The sequence below is a fragment of the Streptomyces sp. NPDC056948 genome (assembly GCF_042674225.1).
GTDB classification, from domain to species: domain Bacteria; phylum Actinomycetota; class Actinomycetes; order Streptomycetales; family Streptomycetaceae; genus Streptomyces; species Streptomyces purpurascens.
In genome coordinates, this window is the sequence record NZ_JBHUQX010000334.1 from 1 (window position 1) to 10784 (window position 10784).

Genomic DNA, 10784 nt, shown 5'->3' on the forward strand with positions numbered 1-10784 from the left:
GTGTAGCCGTGCGCCTGCGGCAGCATCCGGATCATGTCCTGGAGGATCTCCTCCGGCGCCTCGAACCCGAAGAGCGCGGGATTGCCGGTGTTCAGGCGCAGCACACTGTGACCCGCCTCCTCCAGCGCGTTGGCGTGTTCTATCACCGGGCCGCGGATCTCGTAGCAGACCTCGCTGAGCTTGCTCGACTGCCGGAACTCCATGCGCGCGCTTCCCCTCGGCCGACTTGTGTTGCTTGGTTTTACCAAGTAGCAGCTTGGAAAGTCCAACAACTTGTCTAGACTGCGTCGCATGCCACCTCGCCGAAGCTACGACCAGTACTGTTCCGCCGCCCGCGCGCTCGACCTGGTCGGCGACCGCTGGACCCTGCTGATCGTCCGGGAGCTCCTCGCCGGTCCCCGCCGCTACACGGACCTGCACGCGGACCTGCCCGGCGTCAGCACGGACGTACTCGCCTCGCGGCTCAGGGACATGGAGCGCGACGGCCTCGCGACCCGGCGCAGGCTGCCACCGCCCGGCGCGGCCTCCGTGTACGAACTCACGGACCGTGGACGGGCGTTGCTGCCGGTGGTGCAGGCGCTGGGGGCGTGGGGGCAGGCGGAACTGGGGGAGCGGCGGCCGACGGACGCGGTACGGGCGCACTGGTTCGCCCTGCCCCTGCTGCGTCAGCTGGACGGGGACGGGCTCGTCGAAGTCCGCCTGGAGGAAGGGCACTTCCATCTCCACGTCGGTGCCGGCGACGGGCCCGTGTACGGCGACGGGCCCGCCCCCGGGGAGCCGGACGCCCTGCTGGTCCTGGACACCGGCACGTGTACGGCCATCGGCCGGGGCGAGCTGAGCCTGGCCCAGGCCGTCAGGGAGGGCCGGGTCGAGGTGAGCGGCGAGGGCACGCTCGCCAAGGCACTGCGCGACACATGACGGAAGGCCCGCACGAAGCGGGCCTTCCGAGTCCGGCTCAGGTCAGGCGGCGGGCGGCACACCTGACGGCCGCCCCGAGCCGCGTGTCAGCGTGTACCCGGCGACCCCCGCCAGCGCGGCCAGCACGCCGCCCAACGCGGTCCACACCCACCGGTCCGACCACCAGCCCGACGCCCAGCCGTCCTCGGGTTCGAGCCCGGCCAGGACCGCCGAGGACTCCTCCTCGTCCCCGGACCTCGTCGCGATCCCCGGCACCAGCGGCTCGGCCAGCGAGCCGTCCACCGCCGCGGATCCGCCGATGTCCTTGGAGTCGACCCGTACTTCGGAGTCGACCGGGAGGCCCAGGTCGGAGGCGGCGACGCCGGTGACCGTCAGCCGGACGTAGTACGTGCCCGGCAGCGGGTCGTTCGCCCAGGGCTCCGACCAGGCGCGGACCGTGCGCAGCACGCAGGCCAGTTCGACGGAGGCGGCGTCCGCGGCGGCGGTGCGGGTCTGCGCCCCGTACTGGCATGCCTGGCGGCGGCGCAGACCGTCGTACACGTCGATCTGCCAGGTCTGCGGCGCGTGGGTGTCCGGCAGCTTCACCTTCGCGGTGACCGTGGGGCGCTGCCCGGTGTCGGCGGGGAACGACCAGTACAGGTAGTCGCCGGTGGAGCCGCTCGCCGTGGCGCGCTGCCCCTGCTCGAACTCCGTCGCGGTACGGAAGGAGGTGCCCGCCCGGGTGGGCGCCGCCGAGGTGTCCTGCGACGGACTCGGCGACGAATCGGCCGCGGCGGGAGCGGCCGCCAGGCCCAGCATCAGAAACGCGGCGCTCAACACACGTATCACTCGCATCAGTTGGTCCTCCAGACCGCGACCCGCCAGCGCGACAGCCAGCCCCAGACGAGACCGGCGAGGAAACCGGTGAGGATCAGCGCGCCGAGCAGCCACCAGCCGCGGCCGAGCCCGAAGGAGGCCACGTCGCCCGCCCGGCTCGGCCCGTCCACGACGTCGACGGTCAGCTCCAGCGGCAGGCCGGGCGTGGTCTTCACGCCGGAGGCCGCCGAGAAGGAGTGGGTGACCGCCAGGCACACGGTCTCCGCGGCCGGCTTGTCACCGTCGGTGTCGTCGCGCTCGGGCTCGGGGTATCTGAGCCCCGTCGAGATCACGTCCGTACGGCCGTTGCCCGCCGCCTCACCGCGCACGATCTCCCGGCCCTTGACCGTCACGGCCCGCAACAGCACGCCGTAGGCCGGGTTCACGGCCCGGTCCGCCGCCACGCTCACCGAGGCGCGCAGCTCCTGCCCCGGCAGGACGTCCACCCGGTACCAGCGCTGCTGCCCGAACTCCTCCCGGTCGGAGTAGAGGCCGGACTTCAGCGTCGGCGCCGCGGTGCACCGGTCGGCACCCTCGGTCGCCACCGGCGTCACCACCGGATCGGCCGCCCGGTCCACCAACTGGTTGACCTTGTCGGTCAGTTCGTCCTGGTGCTCCACCGAGGTGTAGGTGCCGCCGGTGGCCTCGGCGATGCAGCTCAGCTGCCTGCTCAGCTTGGCGGTCGGCACCAGGCCCAGTGTGTCGATGGTCAGGCCGATGCCCTTCGCCGCGATCTCGCGGGCCACCTCGCACGGGTCGAGCGGGGCACAGGTGTCCTCGCCGTCGCTGATCAGCACGATGCGCTTGGAGCCGTCGCCGCCCTCCAGGTCGTCGGCCGCCTTCAGCAGGGCCGGGCCGATCGGCGTCCAGCCCGTCGGGGTGAGCGTGGCGACGGCCGTCTTGGCCTCGGTGCGGTCCAGCGGGCCGACCGGGTAGAGCTGCGCGGTGTCCTTGCAGCCCGTCTTGCGGTCGTCCCCGGGGTAGTCGGCGCCGAGGGTGCGGATGCCGAGTTCGACCTCCTCGGGCGTCGCGTCGAGCACCTCGTTGAACGCCTGCTTCGCGGCGGCCATCCGCGACTGTCCGTCGATGTCCCGCGCCCGCATCGAGCCGCTCACATCGAGGACGAGGTCGACCTTGGGGGCGGCCTGGCCCGTGGGTTCGCCGGCGGCCGCGCCGGCCGGGAAGGCGATCCCGGCCGTCAGCGCGGCGAGCAGGGCGCAGACGCCCGCCGCCAGCCGTTTTCTTGTGATCATCGGCGGATCTTATGGAGCGGCGGGGCCGTGCTCCAAAACGGGGCTCACGCAAAGGGATTGGGCAGTTCCGCCCACTGGTCCCCGGACGCCTGCGGCGAGAGCCGCATCAGCGTCAGCGCCTTGGTGGGCAAGGGCTCCGCCCGCATTGCCGTGAGGTCCGGGGTGCGCGGCAGATCGTCCACGGCCGTCTCCAGTGCCGCCGTGAGCGCCGCCCCCGACCCCGCCGTGCCGGCCAGCGCGCCCGCCACCAGGGAGCCGAACAGCTTGCGACGGAGCGTGCGTTCGTCGTCCGTGACCATACGGGCGGGCAGGTCGGGCACCGTGATGCCGTGCCGGGCCAGGCGGGCCGGGCTGACGCGGATGTCGGCCAGGTCGCGGTAGACGAGCCGCAGCGGATCGCCCTTCGGCGAGAGGACCACGAGGAGGTTCTGGCCGTGTGCCTCCAGGGCCATGCCCAGCTCCAGCAGCCGCAGCCCGACGGTGAGGGCGAGGCGCGCGAAGCCGGCCAGCCAGGCGGGGGAGCGGGGGAGCGCGCTGGTGGCGAGCGCCGCCACCGGCAGGACCCGTTCGCCGCTCCCGGCGTACGTCTGCGGCGACTCCCGCAGGACGGCCGCGAAGTCGGGGGAGCCGGCCGCCGCGGCGCCCAGGGTGCGGGTCACGTGCAGCAGGCCGTCCGTGCGGGCGGCGGGCGTCTCGGCGAAGTCCGACAGCATCGCGGACGCGGCGACCGAGGGCAGTGAGATGTCCCGCACCGACGACGTCAGCCGGGCGCTGAGCGAGGTCTTGACATGCGGCCCGCCGGGCAGGGCGAGCGTCCGCAGGGACATCAGCGGATGCCCGGCGCGCCGCTCCTCGCACGCCCGCTTCAGCACATGCGCCGCCTGCCAGGGGTGCACCGGCAGCACCACACGCCGCCCGTCCCGCAGGTCCCCCGGCCAGGCCCCCGTCACCAGGCACTCCTCCGCCCGCACCGGCACCAGCCCCAGCTCCACGACCGGCCGGTGCTCGGGCCCGTAGGCGAGCTGCTCGGCCACCGAGAAACCCGGCCGGGACCGGCAGGTGGGGTGGAACGGATGCCCGTCGACGATCCGCTGCTCCCACTCCCAGTCGTTACCCGGCCACTCGTCCTCCGCGAGCCCCTCCTGCCCCGCCCTCGACAGCGCCAACGAGGCGACACTGTGCCCGAGTTCGGCGGCGAAGGAGGCGGAGTGCGGTACGGCGAGGTCCGTCATCAGCCGTGCCGGATCGTCGTACTCCACCCCGTCGAGCCCGACGACGGTGACATAGCCGCCGGTCGCGTACGGATCCGGCGGCGGGCCGTGCAGCCGGCGGCCGTCGGACAGGAACAGGGTCAGCCCGTCCCGGCCCGGCTCCCTGCGGGCCACCCAGGGCAGCGGATCATGGGCGAGACCGCGCCACAGACGGGACAGCACGGCCGCCCGGGCGCCGGGCAGTTCGGCCTCGTACCGCGGCAGCAGGCCGGGCCGTACGACGGCCAGTTCGTCGGCGACCTCGGCCTCGGCGGTGGGGGAACGGTGCACGGGCGGGCTCCTCGGGTACGAGTAGGGCGTCACGGCGCGATGACGACGACCGACATACTGATCATCTCCGCCCGGAAGTCCGGAAGTCCCGGAAGGGCTGCTGGGACCGTGGAGAACACAAGGAACACAAGGAACACAGGGAAACGAGTGGATCGCGTGGACCTCATGCCCCCGCCCGCCGACGCGTACGCCGCCGTGCCGCTGCTGAACTGCCTGCTGCGGGAGGTGGCCCGGCCGGTGCGCCGGAACGGCGAGCACCGGGTCTACCGTCTGCCCGGCGGAGACCGGCTGCTGCGGGTGCGCGGGACGCGGCGGCCCGCCGAGCCCGAGGTCCAGGGCCCGGGCGGCTGGCAGCGCGTCGGCCACACCGAGCTGGTCAAACTCGTCGCCGAGGAACTGCGCCGGCACACCGGCCTGTCCAACCACGAACTGCCCGCCGAGATGATCGACAGCAGGGACGCCGTGGCCGCCCTGCTGGAGGCCCGCGACCGCGCGACCCCGCCCGACGACCCCTACCTGCGCTCCGAGCAGTGCCTCCTCACCGGCCACACCCACCACCCGGCCCCCAAGGCGCGCGGCGGCGGCCCCGCCGCGGGCTGGCTGCCGTACGCGCCCGAGGCGTACGCCCGTTTCCCGCTGACCCTGCTCGGGCTGCGCGAGGACGCCGTCGTCGAGGAGGGCGACACCTCGGCCCTCGACGCCCTCGGCACCGCCCCGCCCGGCTACCGGCTGCTCCCGGCCCACCCCTGGCAGCTCGACCTGGCGAGCGCGGAGCTCGCCGCCGCCTTCGAGGACGGCAGACTGGTCCGGCTCGGCACGACCGCCTTCGACACCTGGCCCACGGCCGCGATCCGCACGCTCTACGCGCCCGGGCACGACCTCTTCCTCAAGTTCAGCCTGGACGTGCGCATCACCAACGACATCCGCCGGCTGTGGCGCCACGACCTGCTCGCCCTGCGCCGCACCGACGCGGCCGTGTGCGCCGCCTTCGAGACGTTCGACGGCCCCCCGGCCTGGCTCGGCGACCGCGGGTACCGCACCGCCGACTTCGCCTTCGAGGCCCTGGCCGTCCTCGTCCGCGACGGCTTCACCGGCCGTCTCCTGCCCGGCGCGACCCCGCTGCTCGCCGCCGGACTCGTCGAGGGCTTCGAGGGCAGCCCGCTCGACCGCGCAGCCGACCCCGAGACGTGGTGGGCGGCTTACCTGGCGCAGGTGGTGCCCCCGGCCTTGGAGGCCTTCGCCCGGCACGGCGTCGTCATCGAGGCTCATCTGCAGAACACCCTGGTCGCCGTGGACGCCGACGGCATGCCCGTGCAGGCGCTGTACCGGGACGCCGAGGGCGTGAAACTGCTCCCGGACGTCTCCAGGGAGGCCGGCTGGGAGCGGCTCGTGTACTGCCTGGTCGTCAACCACCTCACCGAGATCGCCGGCGCCCTCGCCGAACGCCGGCCCGGGTTCGACCCCTGGCCCGCCGCCCGCCGCGAACTCGCCCGCCACGACCTGCCCGAGATCTCCGGTCTGCTCACCTCGCCCTCCCTCCCCGCCAAGACGAACCTCCTGCTGCGCTGGACGGGCGCGAACGGCGCCGACGCCCGCTATCTGCCGCTGCCCAACCCGCTCAGGGAAGGAACGTGACCGTACCGGCCGCATGGAATGATGGCCGGGACATGGCGACGGCGGAACGAGGAAGCCGGTGTGAATCCGGCGCGGTCCCGCCACTGTGACCGGCCTCGGCCGGGAGCCAGGAGACTCACGCGGTCGCCTCCTCGACGAACCACCGGGGCGGATCTCCCCGGAGAGAGGAAGGGTGCGGCATGTCCGCGACCCAGGCCGGAGGGGTTCCGTGCCGCGTCGTCGTGTGCCGGGACTGCTGCTGCGGCAGCGGCAAGGTGACCGGCGTCGATCACGCGGCCCAGACCGAGCGGCTGCGCGAGGTGGCGCCCGTGCGGGTCTCCGAGTGCCTCGACGTCTGCGACCAGGCCAACGTCATCGTCGTACAGCCGTCAGCGGCGGGCCGGGCCGCCGGGGCCCGGCCGGTGTGGCTCGGGCTGGTCAACGACCCGGCCGCGACCGAGGACGTCGTCTCCTGGGTCCGTGAGGGCGGTCCCGGCGTCGCGCCCCTGCCCGACATCCTCGACCTGTACGTCGTCAGCCCGTTGAAGAGGCCGCGCCCGGGCGGCTCATGACTCGGCGGTGGCCGGCACGCACAGGACGGGGATGTTCGAGAGGTGCAGCAGTTTGTGGGGGGTCGAGCCCAGCAGTGCCCCGCGCACCGGGCTCTCGCCCCAGGTGCCCACCACGATCACCCTGCCGTCGTGGCGTGCCGCGGCGTCGATCAGCGCCTGCGCGGGCCGCTGGTCGATGAGTTCGACCGTGCTGGGCACGCCGGCCTCGTCGGCGACGCGGACCGCGTGCCCGAGCACGGTGCTTCCGGCCTCGCGCACGGCCCTGTGGTGGGCGGTGTACTCGTCGCCCGTGACGCCCGGGGCCGCGGCGCCGTAGACGATCACCAGCGGTTCGCCGTACGCGGCCGCCACCTCGATCGCGACCCGCAGCGCGCTCTGGGCGCCCGGGGACTCGTCGTAGCCGAGGACCACCGACATCTCAGGACTCCTTGCCGTGCTTGCCGGGGACGAGGTCGGGGTCGACCACGCTGGGGTGTTCCGACCAGAACACGGGCGTCATCAGCCGCCACACGACCATGAGGATCACGCCCGCGACGACGATGCCGATGCCGATGACCAGCGGGGGGCCGAGCCCGAACCACGAGACGCCGCTGTAGGAGTTGGCGGCGTCGGACATGTCCGCCACGGATTCCACCAGCAGCCAGGCCAGCAGCCCGGCACCGACCAGGGGGCCGAGCCCGATCAGGAAGAAGTTGCGGGCACTGCGGGTCAGTTGGCGGCGGTAGTAGACCGCACAGGCGACACCCGTGAGCGCGTAGTAGAACGCGATCAGCAGGGACAGCGCGGTCAGCGAGTCGAAGAGGGCGTTCTCGCTGATGTGGTAGAGGACGAGATACCAGACGATGGCGATCCCGGCGACCCACCAGGTGCTCACGTCGGGGGTGCGGAACCGCGGGTTGATACGGCCGAAGTGCGCGGGCAGCGCGTGCCGGCGGGCCATCGACAGGCCCGTGCGCGACGCCGGGATGATCGTCGTCTGCGTGGACGCGAGCGCGGACGTCGAGACCGCCAGCAGCACGACCCAGTCCCAGCCGCCCATCGCCTCCTCGGCGAGCAGCGCGAAGATGAACTCCTCCTCCGCCGCGTTCTCGGCCAGGTAGGCCGTTCCGGCGTAGCCCACGACCGCGAAGGCGACCGCGAGGTACGTCACCAGCAGCAGCACCGTCGACCACACGGCCGCCTTGCCGGGGGCGGTGGCGGAGTCCTCGACCTCCTCGGTGAGGTTGACCGCCGACTCCCACCCCCAGTAGATGAACACGCCCAGCAGCAGGGCGGCGGTCAGGGAGGCCCCGCCCGCTCCGAAGGGATCGAGCCAGTTGAACTTCGGTTCGATGGAGTCGAGGGTGCCGGTGTCGGCGTAGACGCGGTAGAGCGCCACCACGGCGAAGACCAGCAGACAGGCGACCTGCGCCAGGATGAGGACGTTCTGGATCCTGGCCGACACCTCGGTGCCGATCACGCACAGGGCCGTCATCACCACGATGAGGAGCACCGTGAGCACTTGGCGCACGACGTCGTTGTCCGCCCAGCTGTCCAGGCCGACGGCGAGCAGGAAGAAGGTCACGGCGACATCCGCCAGCGACCCGACGACCAGGACACCCGTCATGGTGATGGCCCAGCCGCCCAGCCAGCCCGCCCACGGCCCCATGGCCCGGGTGACCCACGAGAAGGTCGTGCCGCAGTCCTGGTCGACCTTGTTGAGGTAGTAGAACGCCGACGCGATCAGCAGCATCGGCACGAACGACGCGATCATCACCCCGGGGGCGTAGATGCCCACCAGCGCCACGACCGGGCCGATGACCGCCGCCACCGAGTAGGCCGGTGAGGTCGCGTTGAGCCCGATGACCAGAGCGTCGAGGAACCCGATCGCATTGGGCTTCAGGCTCGCGGACGGTGGCGGGCCCGCGTCCGTGATGTCCTTGGCCATGCTCCCTCACTCCCGTTGTGCGTGGATCCATACAACAGGCAGGCGTGAGGCAATTTAGCCATTGATGACCTTTTAGGTGGCTTATGTCGCCTTTCGGTTCCGTACCAGCAGACGCAGGAAGTACGGTGTGCCGATCACCGCCGTCATCATTCCCGCGCCGAGCTGGGCGGGGGCGATGACGGTCCGGCCGAGCAGATCGGCCGTGCAGACGAGCGCGGCGCCGAGCAGGACGGCGACCGGCACCACCCGCACATGCCGCCGGCCCACGAGGGCCCGCGCCGCGTGCGGCGCCACGAGACCCACGAAGCCGATGGTGCCGGCCGACGCGACCGCGGTCGCGGCGAGCAGGACACCCACCACCAGGAAACCGAGCCTGGCCCGGGGCAGTCCGAGGCCGAGCAGCAGCGGGGTGTCCTCGTCCAGGGAGACGAGATCCAGCTCGGTGCGCCGCGCGACCGCGACGACCAGGCCCAGCGCCAGCACGAGCGCGACGGGCACGACGTCCGGCATGGTCCGCCCGTACGTCGAACCGGACAGCCAGGTCAGCGCCTTCGTGGCGTTGAACGGGTCGGTGAGCACGATGAGCAGACTGATCAGGGCCGTGGAACCGGCGGCCATGCCGATCCCGACGAGGACCAGCCGGTTCTGCCGGTAGCCGCCCCGCGCCGCGAGCCCGAAGACTATGGCGGAGGCCAGCGCGGCGCCCCCGAACGCGGCACCCGCGATACCCCAGGAGCCGGCGGCGGGCACGGTCGTCACCAGCAGCACGGCGCCCAGCGCGGCTCCCCCGGAGACACCCAGAACCCCCGGCTCCGCGAGCGGGTTGCGGGTCACGGCCTGCACGAGCGTGCCGGCCAGGGCGAGCGACGCGCCCGCGCACAGGGCCGCGAACACCCGCGGCACCCGGGTGTCCAGCACGAAGGAGACGGCCTGACCGGCCCGCCCCCGCGCCCAGTTCGCGACATCGCCGAGCAGGAGTTTGCTGTCGCCCAGCAGGACGCCGGCCAGCGTGACACCCACGACCACGGCGGCCAGGACGCCCACCGTGACCAGGAACGTGGTCCGGCTCGGGATGCGCAGCCGGTCCGGTGCGTCGGCGCCTGCCGTGTCCCGCAGCCGCAGGGCCGTCACCACCAGGAACACGGCACCGACCAGGCTGGTGACGATGCCGGTGGGCACGGCGACCGCCCTGTCCGCGGGGACGAGGGCCCGCAGCAGCACGTCCGACCCGAGCACCAGCGCGGCACCGGTGAGCCCGGCCACGGGCAGGGCCGCGCGGGCGCGGACGAAGCCCCGGAACCGGCGGGCGAGCGGACGCACCAGGGCGGGGGCGCAGAGCCCGACATAGCCGATGGGCCCGGCGAGCGTGACGGCCGCCGCCGACAGCAGCGCCGCCAGCACGACCACCGTGACACGGGTGGCGTGGACCGGGACGCCCAGCCCGCGTGCCGCGTCGTCCCCGAGGGCGAGCGCGTCGACCCGCCGGGCGACCAGCAGCAGCCCGACGAGTCCCGCCAGCGCGACGGGCAGCATCTGCAGGACGCCGTCGAAACCGTTCTGGCCGATGCTGCCCTGGTTCCACTGGTAGAGGCCCTCCGTCTGCTGCGGGAACAGCAGGAGCAGCCCCTCCGTCACGGAGTTCAGGCCCAGCGCGAGCGCCGTGCCCGCGAGGACCAGCCGTACGGTGCCCGTGCCGAGCCCCGACAGGGCGAGCACGACGGCCGCCGCCACCAGCCCGCCCGCGAAGGCGACGCCCGAGGAGGCCAGCAGCGGCAGGGAGACGCCGGTCGCGCCGACCAGACCGAGCGCCAGGTACGAACCGGCGTTCACCGCGAGGGTGTCGGGCGAGGCGAGCACATTGCGGCTGACGGCCTGGAGGACGGCGCCCGCGATGCCGAGGACGACGCCGACCAGGAGGCCGGCGGCCATCCGCGGCAGCCGGGAGGCGATGACCACGGACGCGTCGCCCGGATCGGCCTGCCCGGCCAGGGCCTTGAACACCTGAGCCGGTCCGACGGCGGCGGTGCCCTGGGTGATGTCGACGACCGCCAGGGCGGCGACGAGGAGGACGAGCCCGGCCGTCACCGCGGCCGCGCCCGTACGG

9 protein-coding genes, 1 pseudogene and 1 riboswitch are annotated in these 10784 nt (G+C 73.2%); of the genes and pseudogenes, 3 read left to right on the forward strand and 7 right to left on the reverse strand.

Features of this window, described 5'->3' with window-relative positions; translation table 11 throughout:
• Window positions 1-203 (reverse strand): annotated as a pseudogene (locus ACFTZL_RS32900) (aminotransferase); the annotation flags it as partial.
• A gap of 88 nt (window positions 204-291) precedes the next feature.
• On the opposite strand from ACFTZL_RS32900, the gene ACFTZL_RS32905 reads away from it, so the two are divergent.
• Window positions 292-918, forward strand: a complete 627-nt coding sequence (locus ACFTZL_RS32905) for a winged helix-turn-helix transcriptional regulator (protein ID WP_382590262.1) — start codon at window positions 292-294, stop codon at window positions 916-918.
• Between the two features lie 42 nt (window positions 919-960).
• On the opposite strand, the gene ACFTZL_RS32910 is transcribed toward ACFTZL_RS32905, so the two are convergent.
• Genes ACFTZL_RS32910 through ACFTZL_RS32920 form a run of 3 tightly spaced genes read right to left on the reverse strand, consistent with a single transcriptional unit; the run spans window position 961 to window position 4567 of the window.
• Window positions 961-1752, reverse strand: coding sequence for a hypothetical protein (locus ACFTZL_RS32910; protein ID WP_382590265.1), 792 nt, complete (start codon window positions 1750-1752; stop codon window positions 961-963).
• A complete protein-coding gene (locus tag ACFTZL_RS32915) occupies window positions 1752-3026 on the reverse strand; it encodes a VWA domain-containing protein (RefSeq protein WP_382590267.1) in 1275 nt (424 codons plus the stop codon). Before ACFTZL_RS32915 ends, ACFTZL_RS32910 begins: the two co-directional genes overlap by 1 nt.
• 44 nt (window positions 3027-3070) lie before the next feature.
• On the reverse strand, window positions 3071-4567 hold the full coding sequence (locus tag ACFTZL_RS32920) for an IucA/IucC family protein (RefSeq protein WP_382590270.1): 1497 nt from the start codon (window positions 4565-4567) through the stop codon (window positions 3071-3073).
• Window positions 4568-4732: 165 nt separating this feature from the next.
• Here ACFTZL_RS32920 and ACFTZL_RS32925 point away from each other — a divergent pair, with 165 nt between their 5' ends.
• Together ACFTZL_RS32925 and ACFTZL_RS32930 are read left to right on the forward strand one after the other, a co-directional pair.
• The gene (locus tag ACFTZL_RS32925; protein ID WP_382590285.1) at window positions 4733-6202 is read left to right on the forward strand and encodes an IucA/IucC family protein; all 1470 of its coding nucleotides are present in this window, start codon (window positions 4733-4735) and stop codon (window positions 6200-6202) included.
• 22 nt (window positions 6203-6224) lie between these two features.
• Window positions 6225-6320: riboswitch (cobalamin riboswitch) on the forward strand.
• 61 nt (window positions 6321-6381) lie between these two features.
• Window positions 6382-6753, forward strand: coding sequence for a (2Fe-2S) ferredoxin domain-containing protein (locus ACFTZL_RS32930; protein ID WP_382590273.1), 372 nt, complete (start codon window positions 6382-6384; stop codon window positions 6751-6753).
• On the opposite strand, the gene ACFTZL_RS32935 is transcribed toward ACFTZL_RS32930, so the two are convergent.
• From ACFTZL_RS32935 to ACFTZL_RS32945, 3 genes are all read right to left on the reverse strand, one after another.
• Window positions 6748-7170: a universal stress protein gene (locus ACFTZL_RS32935; RefSeq protein WP_382590276.1), complete on the reverse strand. Its 423-nt coding sequence runs from the start codon at window positions 7168-7170 to the stop codon at window positions 6748-6750. The two genes, ACFTZL_RS32930 and ACFTZL_RS32935, sit on opposite strands and share 6 nt — an antisense overlap.
• A gap of 1 nt (window position 7171) precedes the next feature.
• Entirely contained in the window at window positions 7172-8680 is a 1509-nt protein-coding gene (locus tag ACFTZL_RS32940; RefSeq protein ID WP_382590279.1) for an APC family permease, read from the reverse strand.
• 81 nt (window positions 8681-8761) lie between these two features.
• The coding region (locus tag ACFTZL_RS32945) for an iron ABC transporter permease (protein ID WP_382590282.1) at window positions 8762-10784 on the reverse strand (2023 nt) is incomplete at its 5' end.

Excerpts from the sequence above, each read along its gene's own strand:
- ACFTZL_RS32905 (WP_382590262.1), top strand. The coding sequence starts at position 292 with ATGCCACCTCGCCGAAGCTACGACCAGTACTGTTCCGCCGCCCGCGCG.
- ACFTZL_RS32910 (WP_382590265.1), bottom strand. The coding sequence starts at position 1,752 with ATGCGAGTGATACGTGTGTTGAGCGCCGCGTTTCTGATGCTGGGCCTG.
- ACFTZL_RS32915 (WP_382590267.1), bottom strand. The coding sequence starts at position 3,026 with ATGATCACAAGAAAACGGCTGGCGGCGGGCGTCTGCGCCCTGCTCGCC.
- ACFTZL_RS32925 (WP_382590285.1), top strand. The coding sequence starts at position 4,733 with ATGCCCCCGCCCGCCGACGCGTACGCCGCCGTGCCGCTGCTGAACTGC.
- ACFTZL_RS32930 (WP_382590273.1), top strand. The coding sequence starts at position 6,382 with ATGTCCGCGACCCAGGCCGGAGGGGTTCCGTGCCGCGTCGTCGTGTGC.
- ACFTZL_RS32935 (WP_382590276.1), bottom strand. The coding sequence starts at position 7,170 with ATGTCGGTGGTCCTCGGCTACGACGAGTCCCCGGGCGCCCAGAGCGCG.
- ACFTZL_RS32940 (WP_382590279.1), bottom strand. The coding sequence starts at position 8,680 with ATGGCCAAGGACATCACGGACGCGGGCCCGCCACCGTCCGCGAGCCTG.